Source organism: Williamsia sp. 1138, from assembly GCF_002095435.2.
Taxonomy (GTDB): Bacteria; Actinomycetota; Actinomycetes; order Mycobacteriales; family Mycobacteriaceae; genus Williamsia.
Genome location: NZ_MJEJ02000045.1, coordinates 35,654 through 55,219, shown reverse-complemented (window position 1 = coordinate 55,219; position 19,566 = coordinate 35,654). Strand labels below are relative to the sequence as shown.

General features: G+C 65.7%; 19 protein-coding genes. 1 reads left to right on the top strand and 18 read right to left on the bottom strand.

Features of this window, described 5'->3' with window-relative positions:
* Positions 1-53 precede the first annotated feature (53 nt).
* From BH683_RS15640 to BH683_RS15625, 4 genes are all read right to left on the bottom strand, one after another.
* A complete protein-coding gene (locus BH683_RS15640; RefSeq protein ID WP_084837191.1) occupies positions 54-1,568 on the bottom strand; it encodes an aldehyde dehydrogenase family protein in 1,515 nt (504 codons plus the stop codon).
* Between the two features lie 198 nt (positions 1,569-1,766).
* The gene (locus BH683_RS15635; protein WP_084837322.1) at positions 1,767-2,921 is read right to left on the bottom strand and encodes an acetyl-CoA C-acetyltransferase; all 1,155 of its coding nucleotides are present in this window, start codon (positions 2,919-2,921) and stop codon (positions 1,767-1,769) included.
* A gap of 23 nt (positions 2,922-2,944) precedes the next feature.
* Complete coding sequence (locus BH683_RS15630) at positions 2,945-3,760, bottom strand: SDR family oxidoreductase (RefSeq protein ID WP_084837190.1); 816 nt, start codon at positions 3,758-3,760, stop codon at positions 2,945-2,947.
* Positions 3,757-5,010, bottom strand: coding sequence for an acyl-CoA dehydrogenase family protein (locus BH683_RS15625; protein WP_084837321.1), 1,254 nt, complete (start codon positions 5,008-5,010; stop codon positions 3,757-3,759). The genes BH683_RS15630 and BH683_RS15625 overlap by 4 nt, the downstream gene beginning before the upstream one ends.
* Positions 5,011-5,143: 133 nt before the next feature.
* Between BH683_RS15625 and BH683_RS15620 the strand changes: the two genes are divergently transcribed.
* Positions 5,144-6,745: a FadD3 family acyl-CoA ligase gene (locus BH683_RS15620; protein WP_084837320.1), complete on the top strand. Its 1,602-nt coding sequence runs from the start codon at positions 5,144-5,146 to the stop codon at positions 6,743-6,745.
* A 183-nt stretch (positions 6,746-6,928) separates the two neighbouring features.
* On the opposite strand, the gene BH683_RS15615 is transcribed toward BH683_RS15620, so the two are convergent.
* The 14 genes from BH683_RS15615 to ftsH form a co-directional block, all read right to left on the bottom strand.
* Complete coding sequence (locus tag BH683_RS15615; RefSeq protein ID WP_084837189.1) at positions 6,929-7,261, bottom strand: Lsr2 family protein; 333 nt, start codon at positions 7,259-7,261, stop codon at positions 6,929-6,931.
* Positions 7,262-7,407: 146 nt separating this feature from the next.
* On the bottom strand, positions 7,408-8,865 hold the full coding sequence (lysS, locus tag BH683_RS15610) for a lysine--tRNA ligase (protein ID WP_246833416.1): 1,458 nt from the start codon (positions 8,863-8,865) through the stop codon (positions 7,408-7,410).
* Between the two features lie 165 nt (positions 8,866-9,030).
* Positions 9,031-9,498 carry a rhodanese-like domain-containing protein gene (locus BH683_RS15605; RefSeq protein WP_084837187.1) on the bottom strand — a complete coding sequence of 156 codons (468 nt, stop codon included), beginning with the start codon at positions 9,496-9,498 and terminating at the stop codon, positions 9,031-9,033.
* Between the two features lie 152 nt (positions 9,499-9,650).
* On the bottom strand, positions 9,651-10,463 hold the full coding sequence (locus tag BH683_RS15600) for a type III pantothenate kinase (protein WP_084837186.1): 813 nt from the start codon (positions 10,461-10,463) through the stop codon (positions 9,651-9,653).
* A gap of 1 nt (position 10,464) precedes the next feature.
* The gene (panD, locus tag BH683_RS15595; RefSeq protein WP_084837185.1) at positions 10,465-10,923 is read right to left on the bottom strand and encodes an aspartate 1-decarboxylase; all 459 of its coding nucleotides are present in this window, start codon (positions 10,921-10,923) and stop codon (positions 10,465-10,467) included.
* Entirely contained in the window at positions 10,920-11,837 is a 918-nt protein-coding gene (gene panC, locus BH683_RS15590) for a pantoate--beta-alanine ligase (protein WP_084837184.1), read from the bottom strand. The genes panD and panC overlap by 4 nt, the downstream gene beginning before the upstream one ends.
* Positions 11,837-12,724, bottom strand: coding sequence for a DUF2520 domain-containing protein (locus BH683_RS15585; protein WP_084837319.1), 888 nt, complete (start codon positions 12,722-12,724; stop codon positions 11,837-11,839). The genes panC and BH683_RS15585 overlap by 1 nt, the downstream gene beginning before the upstream one ends.
* A gap of 137 nt (positions 12,725-12,861) precedes the next feature.
* Positions 12,862-14,034 carry a DUF6779 domain-containing protein gene (locus BH683_RS15580; RefSeq protein WP_084837183.1) on the bottom strand — a complete coding sequence of 391 codons (1,173 nt, stop codon included), beginning with the start codon at positions 14,032-14,034 and terminating at the stop codon, positions 12,862-12,864.
* Positions 14,035-14,144: 110 nt separating this feature from the next.
* Positions 14,145-14,645 (bottom strand): DUF3180 domain-containing protein, encoded by a 501-nt coding sequence (locus BH683_RS15575; protein WP_084837182.1) that lies wholly within the window; start codon positions 14,643-14,645, stop codon positions 14,145-14,147.
* Positions 14,642-15,175 (bottom strand): 2-amino-4-hydroxy-6-hydroxymethyldihydropteridine diphosphokinase, encoded by a 534-nt coding sequence (gene folK / locus BH683_RS15570; protein WP_084837181.1) that lies wholly within the window; start codon positions 15,173-15,175, stop codon positions 14,642-14,644. The genes BH683_RS15575 and folK overlap by 4 nt, the downstream gene beginning before the upstream one ends.
* Positions 15,172-15,546 (bottom strand): dihydroneopterin aldolase, encoded by a 375-nt coding sequence (gene folB / locus BH683_RS15565; protein WP_084837180.1) that lies wholly within the window; start codon positions 15,544-15,546, stop codon positions 15,172-15,174. The genes folK and folB overlap by 4 nt, the downstream gene beginning before the upstream one ends.
* Positions 15,539-16,417 carry a dihydropteroate synthase gene (folP, locus tag BH683_RS15560; protein WP_084837318.1) on the bottom strand — a complete coding sequence of 293 codons (879 nt, stop codon included), beginning with the start codon at positions 16,415-16,417 and terminating at the stop codon, positions 15,539-15,541. The genes folB and folP overlap by 8 nt, the downstream gene beginning before the upstream one ends.
* Before the next feature lie 40 nt (positions 16,418-16,457).
* Complete coding sequence (folE, locus tag BH683_RS15555) at positions 16,458-17,060, bottom strand: GTP cyclohydrolase I FolE (RefSeq protein ID WP_084837179.1); 603 nt, start codon at positions 17,058-17,060, stop codon at positions 16,458-16,460.
* On the bottom strand, positions 17,057-19,471 hold the full coding sequence (gene ftsH, locus BH683_RS15550) for an ATP-dependent zinc metalloprotease FtsH (protein ID WP_084837178.1): 2,415 nt from the start codon (positions 19,469-19,471) through the stop codon (positions 17,057-17,059). The genes folE and ftsH overlap by 4 nt, the downstream gene beginning before the upstream one ends.
* Positions 19,472-19,566: the final 95 nt, after the last annotated feature.

Genomic DNA, 19,566 nt, shown 5'->3' with positions numbered 1-19,566 from the left:
TCCTGCAACAACTGGGTGTACCTGGAGCGACTGGGTTTGTTATGCGGAGCGGCTCAGTACTTGTGGCCGAGCTTCTTGCGAGCGCGGTTGTTGAAGAACTTCCACAGCTTCAGCTGCGCGTTGGTGTTCTTCGTGTCCTTGGCTGTGAACGGAGCCGACATCATTTCCGACACCGCGATCTTCAGCGTCGAGAACGCCACTGCACGGGTGTGCGAGAAGATGTCGAAGCCGTATTTGCCGTGGTAGCCGCCCATGCCGCTCTTGCCGACGCCGCCGAATGGCAGGTCCGGACCGAACATGTTGATGGCGAAGTCGTTGCCGTTGATCGAACCCGACTGGGTCGAGTCGGCAAGCTTGTAGAACCGGTCGTTGCGGTCGCCGTGCCAGTACATCGTCAACGGATGCGGGTGGCTGGTGATGTGCGTGATCGCCTCGTCGAGCTCGCGGTACGGGTACACGGTCAGCACCGGACCGAAGACCTCGTCCTCTTCGATCTTCATCCCGGCCTTCACGCCCGTGAGCAGGGTCGGCGGGATCTTGCGGGTGTCGGCGTCGGGCAGCTTCTCCCCGGCAGGGATCACCTGATGCTTGGTGGCACCCAGCGATTCGGCGTCGTCGATGAGGTCGACGATGCGCTCGAAGTTCTTGGTGTTGATGGTCGAGGTGTACTGCGGGTTGTCTTTGATCGACGGCAGGTTGGCGCGCCAGCGTGCCAGCACGCGGTCGGTGAACTCACCGAGCTTCGCCTCGGGCACCCACACGTAGTCGGGGCACAGGCAGACCTGGCCACCGTTGACCAGGCGCGCATCCGCGATCCGGGTGGCAGCCTTCTCGATGTCGGCATCGACGTCGACGACCACCGGGTTCTTGCCACCCAGTTCGAGGGTGACGGGCACCAGGTTCTTGCCGGCCTCGGTGGCGACCGACGCACCCACCTCGGGCGAACCGGTGAAGAACATGTGGTCGACCCTGAGCTTCGCGAAGTCGGAGCCGCCTCCGTGTGCACTGGTGAGCACGGCCAGCTCTTCGAGGTCGAAATACCGGGGAGCGTGCTTGGCCAAGACCGCGGTGGTCTTCGCGGTGACCGACGACGGCCGGATCAGCACGCGGTTACCGGCGGCGAATGCGGACCCGGCCGGGACGATCGTCAGATTGAGGGGAAAGTTCCACGGACCCATGATCCCGACGACACCCTTGGGGTCGTGACGGACCTCCTGGCGGAAACCTGCGCGGGCCAGGATCTTGCCGGGGGTGGACGTCTCCATCCACTTGGCGACGTGCTTCTTCTGGTGGGCGAGATCGATCATGCAGCCGGCGATGTCTGCGGCCATGGACAGCTCGCGCGGACGTGATCCGAAATCGGCGGCAAGCGCTTCAGCAAGCTCCTCTGCGTTGTCGAGCAGCAGCGCCTGCAGCCGGACGATCCGATCGATACGGGTCTCGGCGTCAGGGATCCCGTCGCGCAGGAACGCCGCTCGCTGTAGGTCGAGCAGTGCCTGCAACGACAACGTGTCGGCGGATGTGTTCTCGCTGACCTGTTTCTTTGCCACGTCTGCGGGTTTGGTCATGGCGGAGACCTCCAAGTGCTTCTGGTTCGCATGCGAAACGTTGGAACGATTTTCCAAGTATGTCGCAAACCAGTATGCGCCAACTCACACCGACCGCGCCACCGGGCACCTCAGCAGACCCCATCCCCCACCCGAATTCGCGCCGCCCACCTGCAATAGCGGGTGGGCGGCGCAAAAACGGGTGGGTGGGCGGAGCTACTAAAGGCGCTCGATGATCGTGACGTTGGCGGTGCCGCCGCCCTCGCACATCGTCTGCAGGCCGTAGCGGCCGCCGGTGCGCTCGAGTTCGTGCAGCAGGGTGGCGAACAGCTTCGCGCCGGTTGCACCCAGCGGATGGCCGAGTGCGATACCGCCGCCGTTCGGGTTGACCCGCGCCGGATCTGCGCCGGTCTCCTTCAGCCAGGCCAGGACCACGGGTGCGAAGGCCTCATTGATCTCGACGACGTCGATGTCGTCGATGCTCAGGCCCGTCTTCTCGAGCGCGTACTTGGTCGCCGGGATCGGCGCCGACAGCATCATCACCGGATCGTCTCCGCGCACCGAGATGTGGTGGATGCGCGCCCGCGGGGTCAGGTTGTAGGCCTTGAGTGCCGCCTCGGACACCACCAATGTTGCCGACGCTCCGTCGCAGATCTGTGAGGCAACGGCGGCGGTCAGCTGCGACCCTTCGGCCAGCACCTTCAGCCCTGCCATCTTCTCCAGGGTCGTCTCGCGGGGGCACTCGTCGACGACGCACTCCCCCAGCGGCACGGTCTCCGCGGCGAAGCGGCCCTCGTCGATCGCCCGGCGGGCCCGCTGGTGCGACTGCAGCGCCCACTGCTCCATGTCGAGGCGGCTGATGTCCCATTTCTTGGCCATCATGTCGGCTCCGACGAACTGTGAGATCTCTGCGTCTCCGAACCGCTCGGTCCAACCCGGGGATTCGGCGGTCGGAGTGGAGTAGCCGTATTCCCGGCCGGCGAGCATCGCGGCGGAGATGGGGATGGCGCTCATGTTCTGCAGGCCACCGGCGATCACGACGTCCTGGGTGCCACTCATCACGGCCTGCGCGGCGAAATGGATTGCCTGCTGCGATGATCCGCACTGACGGTCAACCGTGGTTCCCGGGATGTCCAGGGGCAGGCCAGCGGTGAGCCACGCGGTGCGGGCGATGTTGCCCGCCTGCGCGCCGATGGTGTCGACGCAACCGAAGATCACATCGTCGACGACCATCGGGTCGATCCCGGTGCGCTCGATCACGGCCTTGATGACGTGGGCCCCGAGGTCGGCCGGATGTACCCCGGCGAGCGATCCGTTTCGTTTGCCCACCGGGGTCCGCAGTGCTTCGACGATGTAGGCCTGTGGTGCAGACATGTTCTTCTCCTGTGTTTTCGGATTCAAGCGCGCTGACTGGAGATCGAGACGACCTCGCCGGTCAGGTAGGTGGTGTAGTCACTGGCCAGCATGGCGATGGTGGCGGCGATCTCCCACACCTCGGCGGCCCGACCGTAGGCCTCGCGGGAGGCGAGGTCGGCGAGCAACTCTTCGCTGGTCACCTTCGCGAGGAACGGATGCCGGGCGATCGACGGCGCCACGGCGTTGATGCGCACCCCGTATTCCGCGGCCTCGACCGCGGCGCAGCGGGTCAGCGCCATCACTCCGGCTTTTGCTGCGGCGTAATGCGATTGACTGTGCTGGGCGCGCCAGCCCAGAACCGAGGCATTGTTGACGATGACGCCGCCTTGCGGAGCGTCGCGGAAGTAGCGCAGTGCGGCCCTGGTCGCGCGGAACGTCCCGTTGAGGGTGATGTCGATGACGCGATCCCACTCGTCGTCGTCCATGTCCACGACCGGGGTCTCGCCGCCGAGGCCGGCGTTGTTGATCAGGATGTCGATGCGGCCGAGTTGATCTGCGGCCGTCGCGATCAGGTCGTTCACCTCAGAGGTCTTCTGGACGTTGCACACGGCCTGCGCCACCACCTGGTCGCCGAACTCGGCGTGCAGCTTCTCGGCGGTCTCGCCGAGCCGTCTCTCATGCCAGTCGCTGACCAGCACGTCGGCGCCCTCCAGCAATGCCCTGCGCGCGGAGGCGAACCCGATCCCCGTTCCGGCAGCGGCGGTGACCACCACCTTTCGCCCGGCCAGCAAGCCGTGGCCCGGTATCTCGTCGGGGGCGGTGGCCAGCGGACTGGGCCGATGTTCGGAAACGGTCACGATCGTGCCTCTCGAGGTAGTCCGAGCACCCGCTCGGCGATGATGTTGCGCTGCACTTCGTTGGACCCGCCGTAGATGGTGTCGGCGCGGGTGAAGAGGAACAGTCTTTGCCACAGGTCCAGTTCGAGGTGCTCCGGATCGTGGATGTCGTTCGGCACGCCTTCACTGGTGGCGTCCGGCGCGATCAGCGACGGTGCACCCTGCACCGCCATCGCCAGCTCCCCGAGGTCGCGATGCCAGTTGGCCCACAACAACTTCGCCACCGAGGCCTCACCACCAGAACCGCCGGTGTCCACGATTGCCAATGTCCGCTGGGCATGCGCCCGCATCACCCGCAGCTCCAGCGAGGCCCTGGCGATCCGTTCCCGGATGACGGGATCGCTCGCCGTGCCATTTGCCTTGGCCATCTCGACGACATGATCCAACTCACGGGAGAACCCGACCTGCTGGCCGAGGGTGGAGACGCCACGCTCGAACTGCAGCAGCCCCATGGCCACCTTCCAGCCCTCGCCGGGCTCGCCGACCACGAGTGACGCCTCTGTGGTGGCGTCGTCGAAGAAGACCTCGTTGAACTCCGAGGTCCCGGTGAGTTGCTGGATGGGACGAACGGTCACGCCTGGTTGATCCAGCGGCACGAGCAGAAAGCTGAGGCCTTGATGCCGGCTCGAGCCCGGTTCGGTACGGCACAGGACAAAAGCCCACTGCGCGACGTGCGCCAGCGACGTCCACACCTTCTGGCCGTTGATGACCCACTTGTCGCCGTCCAGGCGCGCGGTCGTCGAGATGTTCGCGAGGTCGGACCCGGCCCCGGGCTCCGAGTACCCCTGCGCCCAGAGTTCTTCGACGTCCCTGATGCCGGGCAGAAAGCGGCGCTTCTGTTCGTCGGTACCGAACGCGATCAAGGTCGGGCCGAGTAGCTCTTCACCGACGTGACTGACCCGCGCCGGAGCACCGGATCGCGCGTACTCCTGATGAAAGATGATCCGCTGCTCGATCGAGGCCCCCCGGCCGCCGTGCTCCGTCGGCCACCCGAGGCACGTCCAGCCCGCTTCGGCCAGCAATCGGTCCCACTCCAGCCTGCGGGCGAAGAACTCGTGCTCGCTACCCGGGCCGCCGCGGGACTTGAGATTCTCGAATTCTCCCGACAGATGTTGGTCCAGCCACGTTCGGACGGAATCGGCGAAGTCTGCCGTCGTTCCATCCCATTGCGCCAGGTCCACGCCTCGGTCAGCGAGGTTGATCGCCGTCATGTCGACCACCATAACCGACCAAGCACTTGCTCGGTCGGACCACCCAAGCAAGTGCTAGGTTTTTGCTTTCAGGACCCTCGTCGACCACGACGGGAGCAGCATATTCGAACAGGTGTCAAACCGGGAGGAATTCGTGTCCGCGACCCCAGATCGTTCAGCAGACATCATCGACGTCGAAGACGTCACCACTACCCCTGCGGCGCTGGAACGCGCGGCCCGACTGTGGCCCGGCCGGCAGGCGATCATCGACGACCAGTGGGGCGACACGGTCGAACTGACCTGGTCTGAACTACGGGAGACGGTCCACACGTTCGCGACGGCTCTCATCGAGCACGGGATCAACGCCGGGGACCGCGTTGCGATCTGGTCGCCGAACAGCTTCCACTGGCCGATCGCCGCACTCGGCGTGCATGTCGCAGGCGGCACCGTCGTGCCTCTCAACACGCGGTACACCGCGTCCGAGGCACTCGAGATCATCCAGCGGACCGAGGCCACGGCCCTGGTCGTGGCCGGCAATTTCCTGGGCACCGATCGGCTGGCCCGCCTCGCCGAGGCCGCCGGCGGTGATCTCGACGGCCAGACGAACCTGTCCGTGGCCGTCCGGATCCGGCTCGAGGCCGACGACCATCGCGGCACCGTCGGGGTCGACTGGAACGACTTCCTGGCATCAGTGATCGATCACGACGCCACCGAGGCGCGGGCCCGCGCGGCCGCGGTGGGCCCGACCACCATCTCCGACGTGCTCTTCACCTCCGGCACCACCGGTAAGTCGAAAGGCGCCCTGGCCGAGCACCAGCAGACCATCGCCGGAGCGCGGGCGTGGGCCCAGAACGGCCGACTGGGGCCACAGGACACCTATCTGATGGCCAATCCCTTCTTCCACACCTTCGGCTACAAGGCGGGCATCCTACCGTGCACTCTCATGGGCACGACCATGGTGCCGCTGGCGGTGTACTCGCCCACCGAAGCGATGCGTCTGATCGAAACCCGACAGGCCACCGTCTTCCCGGGTGCGCCCACGATCTTCCAGACGATCCTCGACGCCCCCGACCGCGCCGACCACGACCTGTCGTCCCTACGCCTGGCCGTCACCGGCGCGGCCATCGTCCCGGTGGTCCTGGTGGAGAGGATGCAGACCGATCTGGGTATCGAGACGGTGATCACCGCCTACGGACTGACCGAGACCAGCGGGTTCGTGTCCACCTGTACCCCGGATGACGACAACGAGACCGTCGCGAACACCTGCGGGCGACCGTTCGCGGGTATGGAGTTCAAGCTCTCAGACGCCGGCGAGGTGCTCGCCCGCGGAAAGATGGTGATGGCCGGATACCTGGACGATCCCGAGGCCACGGCAGAGGCCATCGATCCGGACGGCTGGTTGCACACCGGGGACATCGGAACAATTGATGCAAAAGGGAACCTGACGATCACGGATCGACTCAAAGACATGTACATCTGTGGTGGATTCAACGTCTATCCCGCCGAGATCGAGCAGGTTCTCGCGCGAATCAATGGCGTGACCGAGGTCGCAGTAATCGGCATCCCTGACGACCGACTGGGCGAAGTAGGGCGGGCATATATCACGACGGCGCCCGGCGCCTCCATAGATGAGGGTTCCATCATCTCTCACGCTCGCGAGAAACTGGCGAACTTCAAGATTCCCCGATCGGTCGTCTTCATCGATGAGTTCCCCCGCAATGCGGCGGGCAAGATCTTGAAACGAGAACTTTCTTAAACCGACGGAATCAATTCTGGAAACACAGGTGCACAAATGATCGCGACGGTCATAATTGTTTAAGATTGTTTGAGCTTTCGCGCCATCTACAATTCAATCGATCGACAGTTCAGACAGAAAACGAGCGACCCGTTTACTCGGGTCGCTCGTTTTTTCGGACTACATCCGTTGTCAGAAACCGGCTTAGTGGGCCTCGTTGTACGCTTCCACGATGCCCGCGGCTATACGCCCACGTGAGGACACCTGGTGGCCACTGCGCCGCGCCCAGTCGCGAATAGCAGCGGTCTGCTCACGATCCACCGAAGCCTTCGTCGCGAGGCCCTTTGCGCGCTTACGGCCGCTCACACGACGGGCGTGCTCAGCCCATTTGGCGACGTCATCGCGCAGTTTGTCCGCGTTCTTGGTAGACAGGTCGATCTCGTAGGTGACGCCGTCGACGCCGAACTCCACGGTCTCATCCGCAGTCTTGCTGTCGTCGACATCATCGACCAGCGTGACCGTAACTTTCTTAGCCATTGTGCTCCATTCGTGATGGCTCCGAGACTTTCTTTGATGGATCGGGCACCCAACACGAACAAACATATTCATAGTGGCCGCCTATCGGCCGCCAGCATAGCGCGAAAGAACCGTCCGCGCTAATAGTGGAGAAATGACTTCTTAGATCATTGCTGCGGCTTCACAAGTGGAAAGAGGATAGTTTCCCGAATGCCGAGTCCGGTAAGTGCCATCAGTAGTCGATCAATGCCCATTCCCGTACCGGTGGTCGGCGGCATGCCTTGCTCCATGGCGGCAAGAAAGTCCTCATCGAGCACCATTGCCTCGTCATCGCCGGCCCGCGCAAGGCGGGCCTGATCGATGAACCGCTCGCGTTGAATGACCGGGTCGATCAATTCTGAGTACCCGGTTGCCAATTCGAAACCCCTCATATAGAGGTCCCACTTCTCTGTCACACCTTCGATGGTGCGGTGCTCTCGCACCAGCGGGGAGGTCTCGATCGGGAAATCTCGCACGAACACCGGTCCCGACAGCTCGTCGCCCACCGTGTGCTCCCACAGCTCTTCGACCAGCTTGCCGTGCCCGTATCCCTTGTTCGGGGGAACCTCGAGGCCCACTCGCGCACTGATCTCGAGCAGCCTCTCCACCGACGTCTGCGGGGTGACCTCTTCGTCGATGGCCTGCGACAACGACGGATACATCTCCACCGACCGCCAGTCACCGCTGAGGTCGTACGTGGTCCCGTCCGCCATCTCCGGGGTCAGCGTGCCGAGTGCACCCAACGCGACCTCCTGGATGACCTCCCGCGTCATCCGCGCAGAATCGTCGTACGTGCCGTAAGCCTGATAGGTCTCGAGCATCGCGAACTCCGGAGAGTGCGTCGAGTCGGCACCCTCGTTCCGGAAGTTGCGATTGATCTCGAAGACGCGCTCGATTCCGCCGACCACAGCCCGCTTCAGGAAGAGCTCCGGCGCGATGCGCAGGTACAGGTCGATGTCGAAGGCGTTCGAGTGGGTGACGAACGGCCGCGCCGCAGCACCGCCATGCAGGGTCTGGAGCATCGGCGTCTCGATCTCGAGGAAACCGCGTCGTTCCAGTGCGGCGCGCAGTTCTCGCATGACCGCGACCCTGATTCGCGCCGTTTCCCGTGCCTGCGGCCGGATGATCAGGTCGAGGTACCGCTGCCGGACCCGCGCCTCTTCGCTCATGTCCTTGTGCGCCACCGGAAGTGGGCGCAACGCCTTGGACGCCATCTGCCAGGTGTCGGCGAGCACACTGAGCTCACCGCGCCGCGAGCTGATGACCTCACCGTGGACGAAGACGAAATCGCCGAGATCGACGTCGGCCTTCCACGAGGCCAGCGCTTCCTCTCCGACTCCCCCGAGACTGATCATCGCCTGCAGTTGGGTGCCGTCACCTTCCTGCAGCGTGGCGAAACAGAGCTTGCCGGTGTTGCGGACGAAGATGACGCGTCCGGCGACCCCGACGATGTCGCCGGTCTGGGTATCGACCTCGAGATCGGGATATTTTGCCCGGATCTCGGCAAGTGAATGTGTTCGCGGTACCGACACCGGATACGCCTCGCCGCCCTCGGTGAGGATCTTCTCCCGCTTCGCGCGCCGGATCCGGAGCTGCTCCGGGGTCTGATCAGCGCCCTCTGATTCGGGAGTGGTGTCGACATCTGGGGTGTTACGGCCTCGGCCACGGACTTCATTCACACAGGCGACCCTATCGGCCGCGCAGAACACTGCCGAATTCATTACGCCGCAGGAGGTACAGCATCCGCTCGATCAGTGCGCGGCGTAGGTCTCCAGATCGCGGGCGGTGTGCGCGCCGAGCGGTCCACGGGTGGCCGAGCGCGACAGCATCTGTTGTCCTCCTGCGACGAACCGCGCGCCCGTGACACCGAGCGCCTGCAGCCGCCAGGTCAGCATCTCGGCGTCGTGGCCATCGCGACCGACCAGCACCCATCGCCGACCGAACTCAGCACCGGACAGCGAGACCGCGGTGCCGGGCACGAGCCTCGCGAGAACGTCATCAGCCGGAATCGCCAAGGCGCCCAGCAGGATCCCGTCGCGGTCTCGATCGGATTGGCTACGGATGTCGACCGCCGTGGCACCACTGTGCAGGGCAGGACCGAATTGATCAGCAGAGATGGACAACGGAGCGCTGACGCGCGCGGTCATCGGTTCGCCGGGACGAATCTCTGCGTCGCGGCTGGGGTGGACGTCTGACAGGGGTGCAGTGAGCACTGACATCGGGGAGCTTTCAGATGTGTTCGGCGGTCATCAGCCGCCGAGAACGGGCACAGGGGTCATCGAGAGGCATTCAGCCCCGACAACACTCCTGACAGCTCCGGTTCATCACGGTGAGGATTGTGCCATACCCGGCCCGGCCACACCAGACCCGATCACATCTGCGACCGCGATCGCGCGCGGGCGTCCCGCTGCCGTTCGTAGACCAGCCGCAGACCATCGAGAGTCAGGGTCGGCTCGTGGTGCTGCAGCGTCACGCATTCGTCGAACACGAGCGGCGCCAGGTAACCGGTCGCGATCACAGCGATGGCATCTCCGTCGAAGCCGGGTACCTCGCGTCGTACCCGCGACACCAGTCCGTCGACCTGCCCCGCGAAGCCGTACAGGATGCCCGATTGCAGCGCTTCGACGGTGTTCTTGCCGACCACGCTGCGAGGGGGCAACAATTCGACCGTGCGCAGCGTGACGGTTCGAGCGGCCAGGGCGTCCACCGCGAGGTCTATACCGGGCGCGATCGCGCCGCCGAGGAACTCGCCTTTGGCCGAGACCACGTCGACCAGGGTCGTGGTACCGAAGTCGACCACGATGCAACCGCGCTGGTAGGCGGTGTAGGCGGCCAGGGCATTCGCCACCCGGTCGGTACCCACCTCTTTGGGGTTGTCCACCAGGAGCGGAACCCCGGTTCGCACACCGGGTTCCAGCAGGACGTGGGGTCCGGCTCCGTAATACTTGCCCACCATCACGCGCATCTCCCGAAGGAGCGACGGCACCGTCGAGAGGCCGACCACCGCCGTCACCTGGTCGATGTCGGATCCGAGCAGACCACGCAGGTTCAGCGCCAGTTCGTCGGCGGTCATCCGGGGTTCGGTGCGCATCCGCCAATCCCGGACGAGCCGGGCATGGTCACCCGATCCGGCATAGACACCGAGGTGGATGTTGGTGTTACCGACGTCCAGGGCGAGCAGCATGTCAGGCCGTACTGCCCGTGAGCAGTTCCCCGGCTGCGAACTTCTCTGGATCGAGTTCTCTCGGGTCCCTCAGATCGGTACCCGCGGGCGCATGCGCGGGGTCGGCGCCGAGTTCGACGATCTTGTTCTGCTCGTCGACGAACACCACGCGGGGCCGATACTGCTTCACTTCTTCCTCGTTCAGACCGCCATACGCGATCAGGATCACGAGATCGCCCGGATGCACGAGATGCGCCGCAGCGCCGTTGATCCCGATGACGCCGGAGCCGCGCGGGCCGGCGATCACGTACGTCTCGAGGCGGGCGCCGTTCGTGATGTCGACGATCGAGACCTGTTCCCCCTCGATCAAGCCCGCCGCATCGAGCAGATCGGTGTCGACCGTCACCGAGCCGACGTAGTGCAAGTCGGCCTGCGTCACGGTCGCGCGGTGGATCTTCGATGTCATCATGGTGCGAATCATGCTGTGTTCTCTCCTCTTCCAAGAAAACCGGTGCCGATGGCGACGCCGACGTTGTCGATGAGCCGGGTGCCACCGATCCGGGCGGCGACCAGCAACCTGCCGTCGCCGCGTTCGGGCGGAGCCTGCAGGCCCGTTCCGCGCAGTTCGAGATAGTCGACCTCGACCTCCGGGTGATGGGCCAGCACCGAACGCGCGGTGTCGAGGATTGCCGCCTCGCCGCCTGCGGCCGCGTGGGCGCCCGCCACCAGTGCCGCGGACAACGAGGTCGCCAGCTCACGCTGGGTGGCGTCGAGGTAGCGGTTGCGCGATGACATCGCGAGCCCGTCGGACTCTCGCACCGTCGGCACGCCGACGATCTCCACGTCCAGATCGAGGTCGCCGACCATCTGCCGGATCAGCACCAACTGCTGGTAGTCCTTCTCCCCGAAGTAGGCCGCCATCGGCGCCGCGATGTTCAGCAGCTTGAGTACCACGGTGAGCATTCCAGCGAAATGCGTTGGTCGTGAGCCACCTTCGAGTTCGCTCCCCAACGGTCCGGGATGCACGGTGGTCCGGGGTCCGTTGGGATACATGCCGGAGACCCCTGGGGCGAACACCAATTCGACACCGGCCCTGCGCAGCAGGTCGCAGTCCTTCTTGAACGTGCGCGGGTAGGCGTCGAGGTCCTCGCCGGCACCGAACTGTAGCGGGTTGACGAAGATCGAGACGATGACGACCGCGTCGCCCTTCCCCTTTGCTGCCCTGACGAGTTCGAGGTGCCCGTCGTGCAGAGCACCCATCGTCGGCACCAACACCACGCGCTTGCCGGTCGCACGCAGTGCCCGGCTGATCTTGTTCAGCACTGCCGGATCCCGGTGGACTGTCAGTTGTCCTGCGGTGTAAGGCTTCTCGGCGGTCACATCACTCCTGGTCATCAGTTGCCCTCGAGCAGTTCGATCATGTCGGCCGGTGGGTCGGTGTAGGAGGCCGCACGCCTGGCCATGGCCCGATAACTCTGCGCGATGCCCTCGTCTGTGGCCGACAGGGCCGAGAGATGCCGCGCGACGGCAGCGGTGTCGCCTCGCATCACAGGGCCGGTCAAGGCCTTCGGGCCCGACCGCAGCGTGTTGTCCAGCGCCGCGACGAGGATGGGTCCCAGCACTCGCTCCGCGCTGACGTCCTGCCCGTCGAGCACCGTTCGCAAGGCCGCGGCAGCGTCGCTGACCAGGGCCATCAGATGATTGGCGCCGTGCGCGACGGCGGCGTGGTAGAGCGTTCTGTCACTCTCGCGGATGTGGACGGGTTCTGCCCCCATCTCCAGCACCAGGGATTGCCCGATCGCCAGTCCGATGTCGTCGGCGGCGGTGATCCCGAAGCAGCACGAACGCAGGCGATCGGTGTCTTCTTCCGAGCCGATGAAGGTCATCGCCGGGTGCAGGGCCAGCGGCAGGGCCCCCAGTTCGGTCAGCGGATCGAGGACCCGCACACCGAGCGCGCCTGCGGTGTGGGCGACGATCGTGCCGGACCGCACCGCGCCGGACGCTGCAAGGTCGGCGATCACCGTCGCCAGCCGGTCGTCGGGGACTGCGAGGATCAACAGTTCACATCGCGCCGCGACCTCTGCAGGCGCAAGGACCTCGGACTCAGGGAGACGGCGCCGCGCCCGGTCGCGGGATTCGGCAGACCCGGCAGACACGGCACCGACCACGTGGTCGGCACGCTCGAGCGCCTGACCGATCGTGGTTCCCACTCGACCCGCGGACACGATGCCCACCGTCAGGCGCGCAGGCGCGGGCCAATTGGTAATCCCCGTCGAGGTCACCGTCGTCCTCCATTCGTTCCAGTCCCACTGATTTCTCAGCTGCGGGTACCAGACGTTCCGCAGCGAGGATAGAACCAGCACGAGCCGAACCGCCAATGCGTGTGACCGGGCTCACCCGATGCGGGTGCTGCGGTGTGTCAGTCGCGACGACGGCGACGGCCACCGCTGGGGGCCGAGGACTCGAATCCCGTCAGCAGTTCGGACACCGAGCGACCGGAGGCATGGGCTCCGGGTAGTTCGGGCAAGCTGTCGGCGTCGTCGGCCAGCAGCGCATCGGGTATGCCGCCGGCAGGGGGCGCGGCGACCTCCCATTCATCGGTCGGGGTCTCGTCCACGAACTCCGGTACCGGCTGGTCGTCTGCGGCAGTCTGCTCATCGGTAGGCGTCTGGGCGCGGTGACGGGTGCCACCGGAGTGCCGCCCAGCCGCAGAGACCGCGGCCGGCTCCTCCGCAGCGGCCACGGGCACCCGGAGGGGTTCTGGTTGCGCCGAGCTGTCCTCGACCAGCTCCGGGTCGAGCGGCTGCGGGACGTCGGGTTCCGAGCCGTAGGCCTCGGGGTCGAAAGGGGGGTCGTACGTCACCGGGGCGGCCGGCGGATCCGCGGGCTCGGCAGGCAGCGGGTCGTCATCGGTGACGACGGGGATGACCTCTGTCATCTCGTTCCGGTCACCGCGCTCTGGCTGATCCGACGGCGGCGCCGTGGAGGCGAAGTCGCGTTCTGCGACAGTCCCGTCGTCCGGGACGAGCGGAGCACTCCCAAAGGAAGGTTCGGAATACGCGAACCCGCTCGTCTGCCGGTCGGGGTCTGCGCCACCGAAACCGCTCTGCCGCGAGCGATGCTCGAGCTCGGGCAGGCGCTCGCGTACCAGCGCGATCCGTTCGTCGGGCAGCTCACCGAGCAGTTGCTCCAGACTTGCCCGCAGCGACGCAAGCTCGGACTTGAGGGCCCGCAGTTCTTCGCCGGCCTCGGCGCCGACTTCCTTGCGAATCTGCGATTCGACGCCGAGTTCGTATTGCCTTCGCGCCGTGATCTCCCGTTCGAGCTGCAGCTCGTACACCAGCCGCAGGTCGCGTGCCTTCGCCTCGGAGGAGTCGGCCTGCCTGCGGTACTTGGTCACCAGGATCGCACCGATGACGGCAGCCCAGAGTGCGGTGATCACCGCCAGCGACCCGGCGATGCTCATCTCCGAGGTGATGATCATGAAGACACTGGAAACCAGCGCGAACAGCAGCAGTACGCCGAGCAGCCACTGTCCGGGACCACGGCGGGCTCTTCTGGCATCAGCCGATCGGCCAGCGGAGGTGGTCATTGGGCAAACATACCGTTCGAGATCGCCTCGATTCGCCAACTCACCCGGCAAGTCCCGTCATAGTCGCCCGATCGCTTGTCTTTTTGCCCGATCTCTCCTCGCTTCGGGCCTCATGTGGCCAAGTCGTCGGACGGATCGTCAGGCGTACGGCAGCAGTATTCGAGCCACAGCGCCGCAGCCGCCAGCAACACACCACCGATCAATCCGATGATCGTCCCGGGGCGATCGTGCTCTGCCGCGGCCAGATCGCCCTGCCTGGTCAGCAGATACACCAGCGTGCCGGCCCACACACCGGTGGCGATCGCACCGAGAATCGCCGAAGCCTTGGCCAGAGCCAGTACCCGAGCAGCGGTCAGCGGATGCAGCTGGCCGCGATGGGCGCCGATCTGCCTGCCGGCAACCCGGGATCGGACCACAAACGCGATGACAACCTCAAGTGCGGCAAGCACATACAGAACGATCCCGGCGAGCAGTGGTAGCGGCGGCATGGACCCGTAACTGATCCGGACCACGAGGAAGACGATCACAGCGATCACCGCGGCCAGGATGGTCAGGTCCCGCACACGGGTGGGACCCATGGCGTTGTCGTTCTCGGGCGGATCGCCTCTCATCGCGGCTCGCTGCCGGTGATGACGAGCCGATCATCCGTGCGGGTCACGCCCTCGCGCTCCGATGTCGGCAGCGCAGCAAGCAACTTCGTCACCGGCACCCGAGCCCCGGCATGCCACAAGGCGGCGTCGGCATCGGCGTCGAGCCACGGGACGAGTACGAAAGCACGTTCGGCGGCGCGCGGGTGCGGCAAGGTCAGCACCGGATCATCCGAGATGACCTCGCCGTCGTCGTGCGGCACCGAGATCACATCCACGTCGAGAGTCCTTGGGCCCCAGCGCTGCACGCGTTTCCGATCCGCCTGCTGCTCCAATTCCTGTCCGGCTTTGAGCCACTGCCCGGCATCACGGTCGGCATCATCGACGATCAGGACGGCGTTGAGGAAGTCCTGCTGCTCCACACCACCCCAGGGCGGGGTCGAGTACACCCCGGACGCGGCGACGACAGCGGTCCCGAGGCCGTCGCACACCGACTGCAGATGGGTGAGCCGGTCGCCGATGTTGGATCCGATGGACAGCACTGCCCGGCTCACTGCGACCCCTTGCGCGAGCGGCGGGCCACCACCGCCACGTCGTCGAACGCCAGATCGATTGGAGCCGAGGGTTTGTGAAGTGTCACCTCGCAGGCCAGTACCTGTTCGGTCTCGAGCATCACCCGGTCCGCGATCTCGGCGGCGACCGTCTCGATGAGATTGCGCGGGGTCCCGGCGACGATGTCGTGCGCCAGGTGAGCCAGAGCCCCGTAGTCGACGGTGTCGGCGAGATCGTCGGTGGCCGCCGCGATCCGCGAATCCACCCACAGGATGACATCGACGCCGAAGTCCTGACCGTCCTGCCGCTCGTGATCAAAAACGCCGTGATTGCCCCGAACCTTCAACCCGCGCAATTCGATTCGATCAGCCATCGTGTCCCTTCGCATCAACGACCCGATACCGTGGTCGAGTTCCGTGCTCCTGCACCGGCCGCGCGGCGCCTGCCGCCCAGGCCTCGGCGACAGCCACCGCGTCCCGGCTCGCAGCGACGTCGTGCACGCGCACACCCCAGGCCCCGTTCGCGGCAGCCAACGCGCTGAGCGCAGCCGTCGCCACCTCCCGACCGTCAGGAGGGCGGGGCTCACCATCGGCTCCGGCGAGCAATGAACCGAGGAAACGCTTCCGCGAGGCGCCCACCAGCACCGGGAACCCGAGACCGACGAGAGTCGGCAGCGCATGGAGTAGCGCCCAATTGTGTTCGGCGGTCTTGGCAAAGCCCAGTCCCGGATCCAGGATCAGCGCCTCGGGGTCGACCCCCGCACTGGTGGCTGCGTCCACCTGTGCCAGCAGTTCGCCGCTCACCTCCGCGACCACGTCGCGATAGCCACCCTTCTCACCGCGGCGATGGGTGAAAGAAGGATCGGACGGGCGCCAGTGCATCAGGATCCACGGGACGCGGGCATTTGCCACGACCCTTGCCATGTCGGCATCGCTACGGCCACCCGACACATCGTTGACGATCGCGGCGCCTGCCTCGATAGCCCGCTCGGCGACCACGGCGCGCATCGTGTCGACCGATGTCGCGATGCCGCGGGCGGAGAGGCCCTCGATGACCGGCGCCACCCGGGCGATCTCGAGGTCGGGGTCGACGCGCTGGGCCCCCGGTCTGGTCGACTCACCACCGACGTCGATGATGTCGGCGCCGCCCGCCGCGAGAGCGACCCCGTGAGCGATGGCCGCGTCGGCATCGAGATACCGCCCGCCGTCGGAGAACGAATCCGCAGTCACGTTCACGACACCCATGATGACCGTGCTCATGTCGTCAGCCCCTCCCCTACGGAAATCAACTCCGTCGAGAGATCAAATCCAGGGCTTCGCCGCGCGAGACCGCGCTGGTCTTGAACTGCCCGCGAACCGCGGAGGTCGTGGTGGACGCGCCGGGCTTGCGGATGCCTCGCATGGCCATGCACAGGTGCTCGGCCTCGATCACCACGATCACACCGCGAGGATCGAGTTTGCGGACGAGTGCGTCGGCGATCTGCGTGGTCAGTCGTTCCTGGACCTGCGGGCGGCGCGCGTACAGATCGACGACGCGGGCCAGCTTGGACAATCCGGTCACCTGGCCGCTGGCGCCCGGGATGTACCCGACGTGCGCGACGCCGTGGAACGAGACCAGGTGATGCTCACAGGTGGAGTACATCGGGATGTCCTTGACGAGCACCAACTCGTCGTGCCCGACGTCGAAGGTGGTCGCCAGGACCTCGTCCGGGTCCGAGTGCAGCCCCCCGAACATTTCCTGATACGCCCTGGCCACCCGGGCAGGGGTTTCTTTGAGCCCGTCGCGATCAGGATCCTCCCCGACCGCGATGAGCAGCTCGCGCACAGCGCGCTCTGCTCGATCGGCGTCGAAGGGGTTGACAGCGGTCAGCTTTTCGCGAGACGTCATTGTCCGTTCTGTCCGTTCGAGGGCGGCTGGTCGTTCTGACCATCATGACCGTCGTTGTGATGGCCATTCGTCGGTGGCTGTCCATAGGGACTGCCGGGCTGACCGTACGGGTTCGTCGGCGGCTGTCCGCCGTTCGACGGTGCACCGTTCTGGTAGCCGCCATTCTGGTAACCACCGTTTTGGTAGCCGCCATTCTGGTAGCCACCGTTCTGGTAGCCGCCGTTGTGAGCAGCACCGTTCTGGGGCCCGCCACTGCTGCCGGCTCCGTTCGGGCCACCACCGGTGGGAGGCCACCCCGGCGCCGACCAGCCCGCGGGAGCGCCGTAGTCGGGACGGGTCCCGCCCGGTGCGCCGCCCTGCTGCGGTGTGCCCTGATGCTGCGGATACGGGGTCTGGGGTGGGTACTGCTGACCCGGCAACTCACCGGGGCCCGGGCCCGCATGCGGCCCGACCTTGGCGAGCTCCGGTGAACGCGGCGGCTCGGGTGGCCATGGCTCGCCCCGCTCCTTCGCCAGCTCGCCAGGCGTCTTCACCGGAGGCTTGTCGCTGGGGGTGCGCTCGCCGAACTCGTTGAAGGTGGTGATGCGCGGACGCTTCTCGACCTTGTCGAAGATCTTCTCGAGGTCCTTACGCGTCAGGGTCTCTCGCTCGAGCAACTGGGTGGCCAAGACGTCGAGGATGTCGCGGTACTCGGTGAGAATCGCCCACGCCTCGGTGTGCGCGGCCTCGATCAGCCGGCGCACCTCGTCGTCGATCTCCCCGGCGATCTCGGCCGAGTAGTCGGAGTGCGCTCCCATCGAGCGGCCGAGGAACGGGTCGCCCTGTTCCTGGCCGTAGCGAACCGCACCGAGGCGCGCGCTCATGCCGTATTCGGTGACCATGGCCCTGGCGATCTTGGTCGCCTGGTCGATGTCGGACGAGGCGCCGGTGGTCGGCTCGTGGAAGACCAGTTCTTCGGCGGCGCGGCCACCCATGGCCATCACCAGGCGGGCGATCATCTCCGAGCGGGTCATCAGGTCCTTGTCCTGCTCAGGAACTGCCAGCGCATGACCGCCGGTGCGTCCACGAGCCAGGATCGTGACCTTGTAGATGGGGTCGAGATCGGGCATCGCCCATGCGGCGAGCGTGTGCCCGCCCTCGTGATAGGCGACGATCTTCTTTTCGTGCTCGCTGATGATCCGGCTCTTGCGGCGCGGACCACCCACCACCCGGTCGACGGACTCCTCGAGGAGTTCGGCGGTGATGGAGGTGCGGTTCTCGCGGGCCGCGAGGAGAGCGGCCTCGTTGATGACGTTGGCCAGGTCAGCACCGGACATGCCCGGGGTGCGCTTGGCCAGACCGTCGAGGTCGGCGTCGGCGTCGATGGGCTTGCCCTGCGCATGGACGTTCAGGATCGCCTTACGGCCTGCGATGTCGGGGTTGCCGACCGGGATCTGCCTGTCGAAACGGCCCGGGCGCAGCAGTGCGGGGTCGAGTATGTCGGGGCGGTTCGTCGCTGCGATGAGGATGACCCCAGAACGCTCACCGAACCCGTCCATCTCGACGAGGAGCTGGTTGAGGGTCTGCTCGCGCTCATCGTGCCCGCCACCGAGGCCGGCGCCGCGCTGGCGTCCCACGGCATCGATCTCGTCGACGAAGATGATGCAGGGGCTGTTCTTCTTGGCCTGCTCGAACATGTCGCGCACCCGCGATGCACCCACACCGACGAACATCTCGACGAAGTCCGAGCCCGAGATCGTGAAGAACGGCACTCCGGCCTCGCCTGCCACGGCGCGGGCGAGCAGGGTCTTACCCGTTCCGGGAGGACCGAACAGCAGGACGCCCTTCGGGATCTTGGCACCGAGGGCCTGGTAGCGGGCGGGATTCTGCAGGAAGTCCTTGATCTCGAACAGTTCTTCCACGGCCTCGTCCGCGCCCGCGACATCCGCGAACGTGGTGCTCGGCATGTCTTTGTTCAGCTCTTTTGCCTTGGACTTGCCGAAGCCCATGACCCCGCCCTTGCCACCACCCTGCATCCGGCTCATCACGAAGAAGAACAGTCCGAAGAGCAGGATCAGCGGCAGGATGAAGATCAGCATCTGCATCAGAAACGACTCTTTGTTGACGTTCGTCTGATAGACGGCGCCCGAGGCGTCCACCCGGTCGAAGACCTCTTCGGTGGTCTGCGCCGGGTACTTCGAGGAGATCTTCTTGTCGCCGTTGACGGGGTCTTTCAACGTCATCCGGAGCGTCTGCTCACGGTCGTCGATCTGGACCTCGTCGACATTCTTGATGTTGAGCTGCGTCATCGCCACCGAGGTGTCGACGGCCTTGTAGTCACGGTTGCCGTCGCGGAGCACGGTCCAGCCCCAGATCGCCAGCACGATTACGGCGACGATCGCCAGGTTGCGAAAGACAGTCTTGCGGTTCATTGAGGTGTGTCAGCCGATCCCGACGGCCACGCAGTGGCCCTCGCTGTGATCTCGGCGCGTCCTTCCAGTCGGGATGTCTGAATCATCAGGCTACC